Origin of the sequence: Pseudoroseomonas cervicalis (genome assembly GCF_030818485.1) — a bacterium.
GTDB lineage: Bacteria > Pseudomonadota > Alphaproteobacteria > Acetobacterales > Acetobacteraceae > Pseudoroseomonas > Pseudoroseomonas cervicalis_A.
This window is the reverse complement of the sequence record NZ_JAUTAJ010000002.1, coordinates 360,835-376,940: the sequence shown is the minus strand read 5'-3', so window position 1 is coordinate 376,940 and position 16,106 is coordinate 360,835. Positions and strand designations below refer to the sequence as shown.

16 protein-coding genes are annotated in these 16,106 nt (G+C 73.2%); 6 read left to right on the top strand and 10 right to left on the bottom strand.

Features of this window, described 5'->3' with window-relative positions:
* Window positions 1–48 precede the first annotated feature (48 nt).
* From QE401_RS02340 to QE401_RS02325, 4 genes are all read right to left on the bottom strand, one after another.
* Window positions 49–1,254: a CaiB/BaiF CoA transferase family protein gene (locus QE401_RS02340; protein ID WP_307136649.1), complete on the bottom strand. Its 1,206-nt coding sequence runs from the start codon at window positions 1,252–1,254 to the stop codon at window positions 49–51.
* 124 nt (window positions 1,255–1,378) lie between these two features.
* On the bottom strand, window positions 1,379–2,701 hold the full coding sequence (locus QE401_RS02335; protein ID WP_307136648.1) for an SLC13 family permease: 1,323 nt from the start codon (window positions 2,699–2,701) through the stop codon (window positions 1,379–1,381).
* Window positions 2,702–2,872: 171 nt separating this feature from the next.
* A complete protein-coding gene (locus QE401_RS02330) occupies window positions 2,873–4,480 on the bottom strand; it encodes a malonyl-CoA decarboxylase (RefSeq protein WP_307136647.1) in 1,608 nt (535 codons plus the stop codon).
* 129 nt (window positions 4,481–4,609) lie between these two features.
* A complete protein-coding gene (locus QE401_RS02325; protein WP_307136646.1) occupies window positions 4,610–5,296 on the bottom strand; it encodes a GntR family transcriptional regulator in 687 nt (228 codons plus the stop codon).
* Between the two features lie 96 nt (window positions 5,297–5,392).
* Between QE401_RS02325 and QE401_RS02320 the strand changes: the two genes are divergently transcribed.
* Together QE401_RS02320 and QE401_RS02315 are read left to right on the top strand one after the other, a co-directional pair.
* Window positions 5,393–5,881 carry a hypothetical protein gene (locus QE401_RS02320; RefSeq protein WP_307136645.1) on the top strand — a complete coding sequence of 163 codons (489 nt, stop codon included), beginning with the start codon at window positions 5,393–5,395 and terminating at the stop codon, window positions 5,879–5,881.
* A gap of 165 nt (window positions 5,882–6,046) precedes the next feature.
* Window positions 6,047–7,045, top strand: coding sequence for a Bug family tripartite tricarboxylate transporter substrate binding protein (locus QE401_RS02315; protein WP_307136644.1), 999 nt, complete (start codon window positions 6,047–6,049; stop codon window positions 7,043–7,045).
* A gap of 192 nt (window positions 7,046–7,237) precedes the next feature.
* On the opposite strand, the gene QE401_RS02310 is transcribed toward QE401_RS02315, so the two are convergent.
* From QE401_RS02310 to QE401_RS02290, 5 genes are all read right to left on the bottom strand, one after another.
* Window positions 7,238–7,399, bottom strand: coding sequence for a hypothetical protein (locus QE401_RS02310; protein ID WP_307136643.1), 162 nt, complete (start codon window positions 7,397–7,399; stop codon window positions 7,238–7,240).
* A gap of 66 nt (window positions 7,400–7,465) precedes the next feature.
* Window positions 7,466–8,806 carry a globin-coupled sensor protein gene (locus tag QE401_RS02305; protein WP_307136642.1) on the bottom strand — a complete coding sequence of 447 codons (1,341 nt, stop codon included), beginning with the start codon at window positions 8,804–8,806 and terminating at the stop codon, window positions 7,466–7,468.
* A gap of 299 nt (window positions 8,807–9,105) precedes the next feature.
* Window positions 9,106–9,879, bottom strand: coding sequence for a cyclase family protein (locus tag QE401_RS02300; RefSeq protein ID WP_307136641.1), 774 nt, complete (start codon window positions 9,877–9,879; stop codon window positions 9,106–9,108).
* An 84-nt stretch (window positions 9,880–9,963) separates the two neighbouring features.
* On the bottom strand, window positions 9,964–10,692 hold the full coding sequence (locus QE401_RS02295) for a FadR/GntR family transcriptional regulator (protein ID WP_307136640.1): 729 nt from the start codon (window positions 10,690–10,692) through the stop codon (window positions 9,964–9,966).
* A 71-nt stretch (window positions 10,693–10,763) separates the two neighbouring features.
* Complete coding sequence (locus tag QE401_RS02290) at window positions 10,764–11,321, bottom strand: helix-turn-helix domain-containing protein (protein WP_307136639.1); 558 nt, start codon at window positions 11,319–11,321, stop codon at window positions 10,764–10,766.
* Window positions 11,322–11,443: 122 nt separating this feature from the next.
* Here QE401_RS02290 and QE401_RS02285 point away from each other — a divergent pair, with 122 nt between their 5' ends.
* From QE401_RS02285 to QE401_RS02275, 3 genes are all read left to right on the top strand, one after another.
* Complete coding sequence (locus QE401_RS02285) at window positions 11,444–12,622, top strand: MFS transporter (protein ID WP_307136638.1); 1,179 nt, start codon at window positions 11,444–11,446, stop codon at window positions 12,620–12,622.
* Between the two features lie 122 nt (window positions 12,623–12,744).
* Complete coding sequence (locus QE401_RS02280) at window positions 12,745–14,022, top strand: DoxX-like family protein (protein WP_307136637.1); 1,278 nt, start codon at window positions 12,745–12,747, stop codon at window positions 14,020–14,022.
* Between the two features lie 4 nt (window positions 14,023–14,026).
* Window positions 14,027–14,500, top strand: a complete 474-nt coding sequence (locus QE401_RS02275) for a DUF2269 family protein (RefSeq protein ID WP_307136636.1) — start codon at window positions 14,027–14,029, stop codon at window positions 14,498–14,500.
* A 38-nt stretch (window positions 14,501–14,538) separates the two neighbouring features.
* Here the strand turns inward: QE401_RS02275 and QE401_RS02270 are convergent, their stop codons facing one another.
* On the bottom strand, window positions 14,539–15,450 hold the full coding sequence (locus tag QE401_RS02270) for a LysR family transcriptional regulator (RefSeq protein ID WP_307136635.1): 912 nt from the start codon (window positions 15,448–15,450) through the stop codon (window positions 14,539–14,541).
* Window positions 15,451–15,541: 91 nt separating this feature from the next.
* Here QE401_RS02270 and QE401_RS02265 point away from each other — a divergent pair, with 91 nt between their 5' ends.
* On the top strand, window positions 15,542–15,973 hold the full coding sequence (locus QE401_RS02265) for a PACE efflux transporter (protein WP_307136634.1): 432 nt from the start codon (window positions 15,542–15,544) through the stop codon (window positions 15,971–15,973).
* Window positions 15,974–16,106 lie beyond the last annotated feature (133 nt).

Genomic DNA, 16,106 nt, shown 5'->3' with positions numbered 1-16,106 from the left:
GAGGGGTAGCGCTGTGCGCGCCACCCCCGCCGTGCCCGAGCTGGCGTGTCAGACGATGCCGCCCTGCTTCATCGCGGCGATGTCCTCCGCGCCGAAGCCCAGGCCCCGCAGCACCTCCTCGGTGTGCTGGCCGAGCAGCGGCGCGGCCGAGCGGTAGTCCGGCGGCGTCGCCGAGAGCTTCACCGGATTGGCGATGACCTTCACCGTCTCGCCCGAGGCGTGCGGCATCTCCACCACCATGTTGCGCGCCACCACATGCGGGTCGGCGAAGACGTCCTGCAGCGTGTTGATCGGGCCGCAGCCGATCTTCAGCGCCTCCAGCTGCGCGATCCACTCCCTGGTGGGCCGGGTGCGGGTCAGCGTCGTCATCGTCTCGGTTACCAGGGCGCGGTTGGCGACGCGCGCGGCGTTGGTGGCGTAGCGCTCATCCTCCAGCAGGTGCTCCAGGCCGAAATTGCGGCAGAAGCGCTCGAAGGTCGGGTCGTTGCCGATCGACAGCACCATGTAGCCATCCGCGGTCGGGAAGACCTGGTAGGGCACGATGTTGGGGTGCTGGTTGGACAGGCGCGGCGGGTTCTGGCCGGTCGCCAGGTAGTTCATGCCCTGGTTCGCCAGCCAGGCCACATGGGTGTCCAGCATGCCGATATCGATCTGCTGGCCCTGGCCGGTCGCCTCGCGATGGCGCAGCGCGGCCAGCACGCCGATCGTGCCATAGAGGCCGGCGAACAGGTCGGCCACGGGGATGCCGACCTTCTGCGGCTCGCCCTCAATCTCGCCGGTGAGCGACATGACACCGCCCATCGCCTGGATCAGCGCGTCATAGCCCGGGCGCGGGGCGTAGGGGCCGGTCTGGCCGAAGCCGGTGATCGAGCAGTAGATCAGCTTCGGGTATTTTTCCTTCAGCTGCTCCCAGCCGAGGCCGTATTTCGCCAGGGCGCCGACCTTGAAGTTCTCGACCAGGATATCGGCGGTCTCGAGCAGCCTGTGCACGATCGCCTGGCCCTCGGGCCTGGCGATGTCGACGGTGACCGACTTCTTGTTGCGGTTGACGCCGACGAAATAGGCGCTCTCCCGCGTGTTCGGCACATAGGGGGGGGCGAAGCCGCGGGTGTCGTCACCGGCCTCGGGCCGCTCGATCTTGATCACCTCGGCGCCCAGATCGCCCAGCATCTGCGTGGCGGTCGGCCCCGCCAGAACCCGGGTCAGATCCACCACGCGAAGCCCCTTCAGGGGGCCGGTCGGTTCAGCCGTCACGTCGTTTCTTCCTTCTTGCAGCGTCGTAGCGCAGGCGGGGCGGAGCTCCGCGGGACAGCGGAGGCGGGGCCGGAGCCCCGCGGGGCAGCAGAGGCGGGGCCGGGGCCCCGCGGACCATCGGGGCTTACAGCCAGCCCGGCAGGATCAGCGCGGCCCAGGCCAGCAGCGGGCCGGCCACCACCACCAGACCGCTATAGATCAGGAAGCGGCGGAACAGCTTCTCCCGCTCGCCCTCCGGCGCATTGGCCAGCACCAGCGCGCCATTGGTCGAGAAGGGGCTGACATCGACGATGGTGGACGAAATGGCCAGCGCCGCCACCATGCCCACCGCGCCGATCTCGCCGCCGGCGAGGAAGGGCACGGCCAGCGGGATGATGGCCCCCAGCACGCCGGTGGAGGAGGCAAAGGCCGAGACCACGCCGCCAATGTAGCAGAGCAGCAGCGCCGCCAGCAGCGGGGTGCCGAGCCCGGCCACGCCATTGCTGACCATGTCGATGGCGCCCGAGGTCTGCAGCACGCCGACATAGGTGATGACGCCGGCGATCAGCAGCACGGTCGACCAGCTGACCTTGTCGATGGCGCCCTTCTGCGAATGGGGCGAGAGCAGCGCCAGCGCCACGGCCACCGTGATCGCCATCATGCCGACATTCAGCCCGAAGCCGAGCGAGCCGACGCCCAGCACCAGCAGGCCGATCAGCGTCAGCAGCCGGTCGCGGTCGAGTTCCGGGGCGCCATGCGGCTCGCCATTGCGCGGCGCGGCTGGGGTGCCGCCATGGCCGCGCACCGGCAGCGAGGCGCGGCCGCCCTCTTCGAACTCCGCATGCGCCACGCCATCACGCCGGCCGAGCAGCCTGGCGCCGCCGAAGACGAAGAACAGCGCGATGGAGACCAGCAGGTTGAAGATCAGGCTGGCCAGGAACAGCGCCATCTCGTCGCCGGGCAGGCCGGCGCGCTGCACGATCTGGTTGGTGATGCCGCCATAGATCGAGATCGGCGAGAAGCCGCCGCCCTGCGCGCCATGCACCACGATCAGGCCCATCATCAGCGGGTCGATATTGTAGTGGCGGGCGAAGCGCAGCGCGATCGGCGCGATGATGGCCACCGCCGCCGGGCTGACGGCGCCGATCGCCGTCAGCAGGGCGGCGACGCAGAACATCACCCAGGGGATGGCGGCGATGCGGCCGCCGACGGCGCGCACCGCCCAGTGCACCAGCAGGTCGATGGTGCCGTTCTTCTGCGCGATGGCGAAGAGATAGGTGATGCCGACCAGGGTGACGAAGAGGTCGCCGGGGAAGCTCTGCAGGATGGCATTGGCCGACATGCCGACGGCGAAGACGCCGATCAGGAAGGCCAGGGCGAAGGCCAGGGCGCCCATGTTGATGGGCAGCGCCGTGCCGAGCACGAACATCACGACGAGCCCGAGGGTCGAGGCGAGGGCGGGTGACATGGTCTTGGACGTTCCTGTGTGCAGTGCTGGCCTGTGGAGTGCTGGCCTGACGGATCAGGCCCGGCGCGGGCGGGAAGTCACCGGTGAACCGGTTCGGATCGCTTGCCGCGATTTGGGGCGCGGCGCCGGGGAGGCCGGCGCGGCCCGGACGATGTCAGGCGGGGGGAGGGGTCAGTCCTCCTCGCCCGCCGGGGCGGGTGGCGTCTTGGCCGCCGCGCGGGCGGCCTTGTCCTTCAGCGGCGGATCCTTCGGGGCCTGGTCCTTGAGGGCCTGGTCCTTGGCCGCGCCGCCGGCCGGGGCGGCGGAGCCGCCGCCGAGCAGGCGCGGCAGCAGGGTGCGGCCGCCGGAGGGCGGCGCCGGCAGGCGCGGCTGCGCCAGCATCGCCTCCACCGCGGCGGAGCGGGCGATGGTGCCGGAACGCGTGAAGGCCTCGTGGTTCGCCTCGATCCGCTCCGGGTCGTAGAGGTAGTTCACCATCACCCCGAAGGATTCCTCCATGCCGCGCGGCGCCGTGTTGCCGAGCCAGTTGATCCGCTCGAGCTGCGCGCCATTGCCGAGATGGAAGCGCGCGACCGGATCGATCGCGCCCATGCCGCTGTTGGGGCGGGTCAGGTACTCGGCCACGAGGCGCAGCAGCGGCGCGCGCAGCGCCGCCTCGCGCGCCTTGTCGCGCCACCACTCCCCCTTCGCAACCCCCTCGACCAGCGCGGCGGCAGAGGGTGCGTCGGCCTCGGCGCTCTCCTCCTGCGGCGCCGGCAGCAGCGCGGCCAGCGCGCCGCGCTCCTCCGGCGTCAGCGCGTTGCCGTCGCGGTCCAGCCGGCGCTTCAGCCAGCGGCGGAAGCCCGGCACCGGGGAGAGGGTGGAGAATTGCGTCAGCCCCGGCAGCTCGGCCTTCAGCTCCTCCACCACCTGCTTGATCAGGAAATTGCCGAAGGAGATGCCGCGCAGCCCCTCCTGGCAGTTGGAGATGGAATAGAAGATCGCCGTGTCGAAGCCGGGCTCGGGGGCCGGCGCCGGGTCGGCCGAGCGGGCCAGCAGCGGCTGGATGGCCGAGGCCAGGCCGCGGACCAGCGCCACCTCGACGAAGATCAGCGGCTCGCCCGGAAGCGCGCGGTGGAAGAAGCCGAAGCAGCGGCGGTCGGGCGCCAGGCGGCGGCGCAGATCCTCCCAGCCCTCGATCTCATGCACCGCCTCGTAGCGGATCAGCTTCTCCAGGATCGCCGCCGGCGTGTCCCAGTCGATCCGCCGCAGCTCCAGGAAGCCCCGGTTGAACCAGGAGGTGAAGAGATGCCGCAGATCGGTGTCCAGCGGCTTCAGCGCCGGGTCGCGCTTCAGGGTGGAGAGCAGCTCGGTGCGCAGCGCCACCAGCGCGGCGGTGCCGCCGGGCGCCATGTTCATCCGCCGCAGCAGCTCCTGGCGCGGCGGCTCGGCGCATTCGAACAAGGCCATGGCGCGCTCGGGCGAGGCATCGGCCAGATAGGCCTCGGCGGCGGCGCGCAGCTTCGCCGTGTCGGGGGCGAAGTCGCTGGCCAGGAAATGGCGGAAGGCGGCGCGGTCACCGGCCTGCAGCTGGCCGAGCACCTGCAGCAGCTCGCGCGCGACGGCGGCGCCCGAGGCCTCGCCGCGCTCGGACAGCAGGGCGCTGGCCAGCAGCCGCGCCCGGTCCAGCGGCGGCGTCGTCGCGGTCGGCACATCGGCGTAAGGGCGGCCGCGATCGGCGATGCCGGACCACAGCCGCTCGACCCAGCTGCGCGCGCCAAGGGTGATGGACAGCGCCATGGGCATTTCTCCCTCTCCGGGGCGGTCGGGCCGCCCGCTCCGGGCCAGTAGAGCGCAGGAGCCGGGGTGCGGGAACGGGAAAATATGCGAAAGGGGTGATGGAACACGATTTTGTATGCAGAAACCGGCTCAGCCGGGCGGCGTGCCGACATCCGGGGCGAAGCCGCCCTGCACCAGCCGCGCCAGCGCCGCGCTGGCCGAGAGCATATGCGCCCGCATCAGCTGCGCCGCCTCCTCCCCCGCGCCGCGCAGCATGCGGTCCAGCACCGCCTGGTGCTCGGCATAGGATTGCTCGATGCGCCGGTCGCCGCGGTACTGGGCGCGGCGATAGGGGTCGAGCCGCTGGCGCAGCGCCGCCGCATGCGCGGCCAGCATGCCATTATGCGTGCCGCGATAGATCAGCTCGTGGAAGCGGCGATTGTAGCTGTCGTAATCGGCCAGCGCGCCGGGCGCCTCCTCCGGCCGCGGCGCGAACTCCGCCTGCAGCCGCTGCAGCGCGAAGCGCTCGGTCGCCGTCATGCGCCAGGTGGCGAAGCGGGCGCACATCGCCTCGGTCTCGGCCAGCAGCTCGAACAGCTCGCCCAGCTGCTCCAGCGTGACGCGCGCCACGCGGGCGCCGCGCCGCGGCACGATCTCCACCAGCCCCTGCGCCGCCAGCTCGCGCAGTGCCTCACGCACGGGGGTGCGGGAGGCGCCGAAGCGCTCGGCCAGGGCGCTCTCATCGATCTCGGCGCCCGGCGGCAGCTGGCCGGCATGGATGTCCTCGGCGAGGCGCAGGCGGATGGTCTCGGCCAGGGTGGGCGATGCGAGGCTCATGGCGGCGATGCTGCGATGCGCGGCCCGCCCCGGCAAGGGGCGAACCCGCCGCGCGCGGGGCTGTTGCTGAGGCAGGACCCCCGCAGGAGAGACACCATGCGCAACCATGTTCTGGCCCTGGCCGGCGTGCTCGCCCTCGGCGCCGCGCCGGCCCTGGCGCAGCCCGCCGCCACCGTGCCGCCGCAGGGCGGTGGCGCGGGCGGGCGGCCGCAATCGGACACCATCCAGCCGCCCAGCCCCACCCATGCGGCGCCCGACCGCCAGGCCTGGCTGGCGATGTTGGACGGCACCATCGGCCAGCTGCGCCAGGCGATCGAGCGCAGCGGGCGGGAGCCGGCCGGCAATGCGCAGCGCGGCATGACGCCGGCGCGCATGGACCTGAAGGCGGCGGCGCAGCAGGCGCATGACACGCTGCGCCGCGCGCCGCAGGAGCTGCAGGGCACGCCGCCGGTGCAGAATGCCACGCGCGATGTGCGCAACGAGCTGGCGGCGCTGTCGCAGCCGACCCGGCTGGAGGAGAGCGATGGCGCGGCCGAGCGCATCCTGGCCCGCATGCAGGCGCTGCGCGGCGAGCTTGGCGGCTAGGCCGGAGCGGGGCTTCCGCCGGCGGCGCCGGCCGGCAGGATGCCCTGGCCCGCCGGATCACGATCCATCCCCCTGCTGCCCGGCACCCCGCGATCCTTGCAGGAAGCGCTTGGCCCGCCCCCGCCGCCCCGCCATGCTGGCGGCAAGCAGAACAGGGAGGAAGCCATGTCCGGAACGACAGGCATGGGGCGCCGCCGGGCGCTGGGGGCGGCGCTGGCCGCGGGGGCGGCCTTGGCCGGGGCGCGCGGCGCCCGGGCGCAAGGCGGGGCGCCTTCGGGCAGCATCACCCTGGTGGTGCCGACGGCGCCCGCCGGCACCACCGATTTCGCCGCGCGCCTGCTGGCCGAGCCGCTGTCGCGCCAGCTCGGCCAGACGGTGGTGGTGGAGAACAAGGCCGGCGCCAATGGCGCGCTGGGCACGCAGGATGTGGCGCGGGCCCGCCCCGACGGGACCAGGCTGCTGGTGCAGTATTCCGGTTACCACACCGGCACGCCGGCGCTGCTGCCCAATCCCGGCTATGACGTGAAGCGCGACTTCGCCGCCGTCTCCCTGCTGCTGGAGGCGCCGCAGGTGATCTTCCTGCACCCCTCCATCCCGGCGACGACGCTCGCCGAGCTGGTGGCCTATGCCAAGGCCCATCCGGGGCAGCTGAACTATGCCTCCGCCGGCACCGGCTCGCTGCAGCATCTGGGGACGGAGCTGCTGAAGCTACGCAGCGGGGCGCAGATGGTGCATGTGCCCTATCGCGGCACCGGCCCGGCGACGCAGGATCTGGTGGCCGGGCGGGTGCAGATGATGATGACCACGCCGCCGCCGCTGATGCCCTTCGTGCGCGAGGGCCGGTTGCGCGCCATCGCCATCACCGCGGCGCAGCGCCACCCGGCCCTGCCCGATGTGCCGACGCTGGCCGAGGCCGGGCTGCCCGATCTGGAGGTGATCGGCTGGTTCGCCGTCTTCGCCCCCGCCGGCACGCCCGAGCCGGTGCTGCGGCGCCTGAGCGAGGCCTGCAACAGCGTGGTGGACAGCGCCGAATTCCGCCGCCGGGCGGAGGAGCAGGGCGCCATCATCCGCCTGCAGCAGCCCGCGGAATTGCAGGCGCGGGTGGAGCGCGAGCTGGCCGAATGGACCCAGGTGGTGCGGGAGGCGCGGATCCAGCCCGACTAGGCCGGGCAGCGCCCGGCCTGGCGTTCAGGACAGGCCGCGCCCCGGGGCGACGCCGCCGACGATACCGTTCAGCGCCTCCTCCGACAGTTCGGCGGGCGGAGGCGTGGGCGGCGCGGCCGGCCCGGATGCGGGCGGCGCCGGGGTGGGCGCCGCCTTCGGATCATGCTGCGTCATGTCTGGCCCGCGACCGCGTCAGGAGAAATGCGCATGGCGGGGCCCGGCGCCGGCCAGCTGGTCCAGCTCCTCGGCCGACAATTCCGCCGCGGCCTGCGGTGCCGGCGCGGCGGGGGGCAGCGGGTTCTTGCCGGCCCGGGGCGCCGGCGGGATGGCGGGCTTGGTCTGCTCGTCAGGCATGGCGGGCTCCTCTGCGTGCCGCCCCATCACACCGCACCGATCCCGCAACAACAAGGCGGTTCCGTCTCAAGCCCTGCGCAGATTGTCCAGGAACTGGCCCACCGCGGTGTTCAGCCCGCCGGTCTGCGTGCCCAGCTCGCCCGAGCTGCGGCTGAGCGTGCCGGCGATCTCGCGGGTTTCCTCGGCGCGCTTGCCGACCTCCTGCATCAGGTTGGTGACGCGCTGATTGCCCTCGGACGCCATGCGGGCGCTGCGGGCGATCTCGGCGGTGGCCGAGCCCTGCTCCTCGACGGCGGCGGAGATGCTGGACACCACCTGGTTGATGCCGTCGATGGTCGAGGCGATGCCCTGGATGGCGCGCACCGCGTCGCCGGTCGCCGACTGGATCTGGCCGATCTGCTGGCTGATATCCTCGGTGGCCTTGGCGGTCTGGGTGGCGAGGTTCTTCACCTCCGAGGCGACCACCGCGAAGCCCTTGCCGGCATCGCCGGCGCGCGCCGCCTCGATCGTCGCGTTCAGCGCCAGCAGATTGGTCTGGCCGGCGATGTCGCTGATCAGCCGCACCACCTCGCCGATGCGCCCGGCGCCCTCGGCCAGGGCCTGCACGATGCCGTCGGTGCGCCGCGCCTCGGCCACCGCCTGGGTGGCGATGGTGGCGGACTGGCTGACCTGGCGGGTGATCTCGTTCACCGAGGCGGAGAGCTCGTCGGCCGCGGCGGCGACGGTCGCCACCTCGCCCGAGGCGGCCTGGCTGGCGCCGGCCACCGCCTCGACATTGCGCAGCGACTGCTCGGCGCTGCCCGACATGGTGCGCACCGCCTCCTCCATCTGCCGCACCGACTGGCCGATGGACCCGATTGCGCCCTGCACGCGCTTCTGGAAATCATCGGCCACGCTGTTCATGGCCGCCTGCTTGCTGGATTTCTCGGCCTCGGCATAGGTTTCCAGCAGCACTTCGAGGTCGACCCAGGCGGCGCGGTTCAGCGCCCGGCGCAGCTGCAGCCCCTGGTCCTTGCGGGCGAACCAGCCGCCCTGGCGGGGCGTCGCCTCCAGCTCGGCCAGCACGGCGTTGATCACCGTGGCGTGGCAGATGGTCACCGCATAGCCGGGCACGCCATGCTTGTAGAAGGCGCTGGCCAGGGCCCGGGCGGAATCCATGAAGCCCTCGCCGAACTGGCCGGAGGCGACGCGGATCCAGTGCGCCACGCGCACCTTGTGCACCTCGGGCTTGCTCAGCGCATCGCGGATCTCCGGCCAGGCGGAGAGCTCGGCATGCAGCGCCTCGAGCAGCGCGGGCAGGCGCTGCTGCGCGAAGCCGGACAGCCCCTGCAGCGTCGCCACATCCTCCTCGGTCATGCGGAACACGGCGAAGCGCCGCTTCTGCTCGGCACTGAGGCTATGCGACATGCAGCGGGTCTCCAGCAGGCACCGGCGCGTGGCGCAGCGTGTCCGGCCACGGTCCGGAGTCGAAGCCAGGCGGAGCGCGCGCCCCTGCCACGCAGCAATTTAGACCTGTCCGCAGCGGAATTCCACGGAAAAGTGATTTTTTATTCTGCCTTCAAATACAGATGAAAAAATGATCCGGGCGGGTGAAGTAATAAACCGTTAGTAATTTAAGAAATCGGCGATCTCCCCGCCGCCGCCACACGCGCCGCGTGCGGCGCTGGCCCGGCCGCAATTGCCGGGCGGTGGCGGCGGCTTGGCGCTCATTCCTCCAGGATCGCCACCGCCCGCGTCCAGCCGGCCGAGCCGCCGCGGATCTTCACCGGCAGGCAGGAGACCTGGAAGCCGTCCGGCGGCAGCGCCTCCAGCCCGTGCAGCTTCTCGATCTGGCAATAGCCGGCCTCGCGCCCGGCCTTGTGGCCTTCCCAGATCAGGCTGGCATCGCCGGTCTCGGCATAGCGGCGGGCGGTGTGCAGGAAGGGCGCGTCCCAGCTCCAGCCATCGGTGCCGACCACCCGCACCCCCTGGCGCAGCAGATGCAGCGTGCCCGCGCGCCCGACGCCGCAGCCGCGATGGATGTAGTCCGGCTGGCCGAAGGCGGCGCCGGCCGCGGTGTTGATCAGCACGATCTCCAGCGGCCGCAGAGAGTGGCCGATCCGCGCCAGCTCGGCATCGATCTCCGCCGGGCTGACCACATGGCCGTCCGGCAGATGCCGGAAATCCAGCTTCACCCCCGGCTGCAGGCACCATTCCAGCGGCACCTCGTCGATGGTGATGGCGCGCTGCCCGCCATCCATCGTGCTGTGGTAATGCCAGGGCGCGTCGAGATGCGTGCCGTTGTGGCTGGAGACGCGCAGCGTCTCCACCGCCCAGCCCTCGCCCTCCGGCAGATCCTCGGGCTTCATGCCCGGGAACAGCGAGGCCACCAGCCCCGCCGTCTCGCGATGCGTCTGGTAGGCGATCTCCACCTTCTGGATCGGCGGGTCGGCGGGCACGTCATTCTCGAGGGCGATGGACAGGTCGATGATGCGGCGCATGCGGCTCCCTCCCCGGAGCGTGGCGGTGGCGCCCCGGCATGGCGCAAGCCGCCGGCCGGCGCCAATGCCGGCTGCGCGAGCGGCTCAGCCCGGCAGGCGGCGCCGCACCCCCTCGACATGGGCGCGCATCTCGGCCGCCGCCGCAGCCGCGTCGCCGGCGGCGATGGCGGCGACGATGCGGCCATGCTCGGCGAAGGAATGATGGTCGGGCGGCGGCCCGTCGGGCCGCTGCCGCGGGCGCGACCAGGTCAGCGCCCGGCGCATCGCCGCCAGCAGGTCGAAGACATGCAGCAGGCTGAGATTGCCGGCGGCCTCGGCGATGGCGCGGTGCAGGCCGGCATCCAGGCTCTCGAACTCCCGCCAGGAGAGCGGGCGTGCGGGCGGCTTCGCCAGGGCCAGCAGCGCGGCGCGCTGCGCCGCATCGGCCTCGCGCGCGGCGAGCGCCGCCAGCTGCGGCTCCAGCACCAGCCGCGCCTGCATGACGTCGGCCAGGCCGGCGCGGCCGGCCAGCGCCGCCACATCGCCGATCGCCGCCAGCGGCCGGGCGCCGAGGAAGGTGCCCTTGCCGACATGGCGCCAGATCTGCCCCTCCGCCTCCATCGCCGCCAGCGCCTTGCGCAGCTCGGCGCGGGAGATGCCGAGCGCGGCGGCCAGCATCCGCTCCGGCGGCAGCTGCCCGTCGGGGGGCAGGGGGGTGTTGGCCAGGTAGCCCTGCAGCAGCGCCAGCACCGGCGTGCCGCGCGGCGCGGCGGCGGGCGTCTCCGGCGCCGCGTCGGCGCGCGGGCCGGGGCTACGGGGCGGCGGGCTGGGCATGCCCGTGTTTAGGTGCAAACGGCGTCCCGGTGCAAACGGCCGAGGAGGCAGGTTCCGCGGCGGCGGACCGCTCAGGCCACCACATGGCAGAGGAAGCGCACCGTCTCCTCGCCGTCATTCACATAGGCGAAGCGCTGCGCGGCATCGAAGATGGTGAAATCGCCCCGTGGCACCTGGCGGATGCCCTCGGCCAGCTCCAGCCGCAGCCGCCCCTCGGTGACGGCGATCATGGCGTGCCAGCCGGAGGGGGCCGGGCCGGCGGCATAGCGCTCGCCGGGCGCCAGGGACCAGGACCACAGCTCCGCCCAGCTGCGCGCCGGCACGCTGCCGAGCAGGGTGGCGCGGCTGTCCGGGCTGGCGCCGCGCCAGGCCAGCGCCTCGACCCGCCCCGGATCGGCCTGCGGGTGGCTGACCATCTGCACGAAGCTGACGCCGAGCGCCTCGGCCAGCCGGTCCAGGCTGGCCAGGCTGATATTGGTCTCGCCCCCCTCCAGGCTGACGATCATGCGGCGGCTGAGGCCGGAGGCGGCGGCGAGGGCGCTTTGGCTCAGCCCGGCGCGCTGGCGGAAGCGACGCAGATTCTCGGCGACATGCGCCAGCACCTCGGTTCGGTCGGCTTGATTGCGCATTATAGTGCTCATACACTCCGGTGCAGTATGATGCACATCCTGCCCCGGCCCCGCGACGGATTTTGTGCGCCGCACCCAGGCCGGTGCGCGGCGGGCGGCGCCCTGGTCCGGCGGGGCGGGCGATGAGCCCGGCCGCGCCGCCCGCTGCCCTGACGCAGGGCGACCCGCCGCCGCCGCGCCGCGCCGCGCTGCTGCGCTGGTTCGCCGCCTCCGCCACGCTCAGCCTGCCGCAGGCGGCCGGGCCGGTCGCCTTCTCGCTGCTGGCGCTGGGGCTGACCGGCGATGCCGGATTGGGCGCGGCGCTGATCCTGGCGATGACCCTGGCGCAGGTGGCGGGCGCCATCCCGCTCTCCCGGCTGGGGGCCGACCGGCCGCCGGCGCAATGCCTGCGGCTGCTGATCGGGCTGCGCACGGCCGGGCTCGGCCTGGTCGCGCTGCTGGCGGCGCTCGGCGCGCCCTTTCCCTGGCTGGTGCTGGCCGCCGCCCTGGCCGGCTCGGTGCATGGCGCGGCCTTCGGCTTCCTGCGCGCGGTGCTGAACCAGCTGACCCCCGCCGACCGGCTGCCGCGGGCGCTCGGCATCGCCGCCACGCTGAACGAGGCGACCTTCGTGCTGGCGCCGGTTGCCGCCTCCGTCCTCGGCAGCGTCTCGCCGGTGCTGGCGGTGCTGGCGGTGGCCGGGCTCGGCGCGCTGCCGGCGCTGCTGGTGCCCGACACCGGCGCCCGCCGCAGCGGCGGCGCGCTGCCGCCCGGGGGCGCGGCGCCGAGCCCGGCCATCGCGCTCTGGCTGCTCTGCGCCGCGGCGGGCGGCGCGACCGTCGCCGCGGTCGAGATCGGCGCCGTCGCCCTGGCGCTGCGCTTCGGCCATGTGCCGGCGCTGGCCATCCTGTTCACCGTGCCGCTCTGCCTGGCGGCGGTGGCGGGCGGGCTCTGGGTCAGCTGGCGCAACCGGCGGCCGGCGCGGCTCGTGGTGCTGGCGCAGCTCGGCACCATGGCGCTGGGCGCGCTGCTGGTGGCGCTGAACCTGTCCATGGCGGTGACGGTGCTGGGCACGGTGCTGATCGGCGCGGTGCTGGCGCCGCTGGGCACGCATTACTCGCTCACCCTCGACACGCTGGCGCCGCCGCATCGCCGGGCCGAGCTGTTCGCGCTGCTGCGCACGGCGAATTCCGTCGGTGTCATCTTCGCCAGCGCGCTGCTGACGGCGATGTCGCTGTCCGTCGCCCTGGCCGCCGTCGCGGCGCTGATCGCCGGCGTCACGCTGGTGGTGGCCATCGCCACGCTGCGGCGGCCGGGACGCTAGCGCCGCCTTCGCCCGGGGGTACCCGATGGGCGGGATCCGGCCCGCCGGATATCGGTCCGCCCTCCCTTCCTCCCCGCCTCGGGCGGACCTAGGCTGGGGGCGATGCAAGGGGGTGGCGGGGCATGCGGGTCCTGGTCGTCGGCGCCGGCGGGTTCCTGGGTGCGCGCATCGCCGCCGCCCTGCGGGAGCGGGGGCATGAGGTCCTGCCCTGCGGGCGCGATGCCGCGGCGCTGCGGCGGCGTTTTCCGGGCGCCTCCCCGGTCATCGCCGAGCTGGCCCGCGACGGCGCCGCCGCCTGGCTGCCGCGGCTGGCCGGGGTGGAGGCGGTGGTCAATGCGGCGGGGGCGCTGGACGGCCCGCTGGAGGCGCTGCACGGCTCCGGCCCCGCCGCCCTGTTCGAGGCCTGCGCCCAGGCCGGGATCGCGCATCTGGTGCAGGTCTCGGCGCTCGGTGCCGCCGCGGGCGAGACCCGCTTCCTGCGCACCAAGCGTGTGGCCGACGACCGGCTGCTGGCCCTGCGACAGCAGGAGAAGCGCCAGGGCTGGTGCGTGTTGCGGCCCTCCCTGGTCATCGGCCGGGGCGGCTACAGCACCGGCCTGTTCTCGGCCCTGGCCGCGCTGCCCGTGCCGCTGCACCTCGGCCCTGGCGAATGGCGGGTGCAGCCGATCCATGTCAGCGATTTTGCCCGTGCCGTGGCCGAGCTGCTCGAGGCCCCCGCCGTGCCGCCGCTCCTCGACCTGGTCGGGCCGGAGGCGATGAGCACCGATGCGCTGACGGCGGCGCTGCGCGGCTGGCTCGGCCTGCCGCCCCGCCGCCCTGTTGCTGTGCCGGCCGCGCTGCTGCGGCTGGGGGCGCGGCTGGGCGGCCGGCTGCCGGGCGCGCCGCTGACGCCGGAGACGCTGGCCATGCTGGCGCGCGGCAATGTGGCCGATCCCGCCCCGGCCCGCGCCGCCCTGGGCTGGGCGCCGCGCCCGCTGGCGGAGGCGCTGGCCGCCGAGCCCTCGGCGCCCTCCGATCTCGTGCATGCCCGCAGCTTCGCCATCCGGCCGCTGCTGCGCCTCGCCCTGGCCACGGTCTGGATCGGCACGGCCGTCGTGACCGTCTTCGTCGCGCCGCGCGCCGTCTCCGATGCGCTGGTGGCGGGGCTCGGGCTGCATGGCGCGGCGGGGCTCGTGGCGATCTATGGCGGCGCCGCGCTGGATGCCGCGCTCGGCGGGGCGGTGCTGGCGCTGCCGCGCTGGACGGCGGCGGTCTGCCTGGCGCAGCTCGCCGTCACGCTGGGCTTCACGGTGCTGGCCTCGCTGGCCGCGCCGGCGGCCTGGGCCGACCCCTTCGGCCCGCTGCTGAAGAACGCGGCGATGCTGGGCGCGATCCTGGCGCTCTACGCCACGCGGGAGTGAGGGCATGGACGACTACCAGTTCCTGAAATGGGCGCATATCATCAGCTCGACCCTGCTGTTCGGCACCGGCCTCGGCACCGCCTTCCATGGCTGGATGGCGCATCGCAGCGGCGATGCGCGCCATGCGGCGGCGGTCGGGCGCAGCGTCGTGCTGGCCGACTGGCTGTTCACCGCGCCCGCCGTGGTGGTGCAGCCGGTCACCGGCGTGCTGCTGGCGCTCACCGCGGGCTTCCCGCTGACCTCCTCCTGGCTGGTGGCGGCGCTGATCCTCTATGTGCTGGTCGGCGCCTGCTGGCTGCCAGTGGTCTGGCTGCAGATCCGGCTGCACCGCATGGCCGAACAGGCGGCCGCCGCCGGCCAGGCCCTGCCGCCGCTGTTCCACCGCTATGCCCGCTACTGGTTCATCCTGGGCTGGCCCGCCTTCATCGGGGTGCTGCTGATCTTCTGGCTGATGATCGCCAAGCCCGCGCTCTGGTGAGCGGCCGGCCGGGCGCGGCCACCCTGCCAGCGGCCCGCTCAGCCCGGCGCGGCGCCCGGGCCCCGCAGCCCGTTGATCCGCGCGGCGGCGAAGCGATCGCGCAGCCAGCGCATGGCCGGCCCCGCCGGGCGCTGCTTGTGCCAGACCATCTCCAGCGCCACCGGCCAGTCGCCATTGTCGAATTGCAGGTCCGGCGTCACCAGCGCCGGCGCGGCGGGGGAGGCGGCGATGACATGGTCGGAGACGAAGGCCCAGCCGATGCCGTGCTTGACCATCTCCAGGATCACCCAGTGGCTCTCCACCCACCAGACCTCGGCGGCGACGCGCAGGCGCTGCTTCTCTGCGCCGTCGCTGCGGGCGGCGACCAGGATCTGCCGGTGGCGCTTCAGCTCCTCCCACGCGACCCGCGCCTTGGCCAGCGGATGGCCGCGGCCGCAGACGAATTTCAGCGGCACCCAGCCGATGGTCTGGAAGCCGAGATCGGTCGGCAGCCGCTCCTGCCGCCACATCACCCCGAGATCGGCGCTGCCCTGCTGCACCAGGCGGCTGACATCCTCCATCAGCGGGAACAGCAATTCGAGCTCGACATAGGGGAAGGCGCGGGCGAAATCGGCGAAGAGGGTGCCCAGCGCGTGCTCGGGATAGAGCTCGTCGATCGCCACCACCAGCCGGCTCTCGACATGCTGCTCCATGCTGGCGGCGACGCCGATCAGATGCTCGCGCCGCTCCAGCACCACCCGCGCCTCCAGCAGCAGCCGCTCGCCCGCCGGCGTCAGCACCGGGCTGCGGCCGGCGCGGCTGAACAGCGCCAGGCCGAGATCGGTCTCCAGATTGGCCACCTGGGTGCTGACGGCCGACTGCGCCTTGCGCAGCCGGCGCGCGGCGGCGGAGAAGGAGCCCGTCTCGGCCGCCGCCACAAAGGCTTCGAGCTGGTCCAGCGACACGGTCATCTATCTGATTTCCAGATGGCTTCTAACTTTCATCTCCCGGGAATCTGCAGGAGAAGCGCGCTCCTTTTCGCAGATCTCAGGACCTTCGACCGTGCGTACCACCCGCGATCGCATCCGCCACGCCTTCCTGTTCGAGGTGATCGGCCTGGCCCTCATCATTCCGCTGGGCGGGCTGGTCTTCGGCCTGCCGGCCGAGACCATGGGGGTCATCGGCCTGGGCAGCGCCATGGCGGCCACCTTGTGGAACTATGTCTACAATCTCGGCTTCGACCGGGCCATGCAGCGCTGGCTGGGCCACACCAACAAGAGCCTGCGGCTGCGCGTGCTGCACGCGCTGCTGTTCGAGGCCGGGCTGCTGCTGATCCTGATGCCGCCCATCGCCTGGTATCTCGGCATCACCCTGCTGCAGGCCTTCGTGATGGATGCCGCCATCGCCGGCTTCTACGTGGCCTATGCCTTCCTGTTCAACCTGGCCTATGACCGCGCCTTCCCGCTGCCGCAATGGCAGGAGGCGGCGGGCTGAGGCTGCGCCGGCGGCGCCTCGCCGCCCCGGGCGGCCCGGCGCCCTTGTCGGGGCCGCCATTCGGCGCCTTGATGGGCCCGCGCCGGGGGCGGCCGAGTCCGCCGCGTCCCGGCGCCCGATCAGGAGGGGGCGC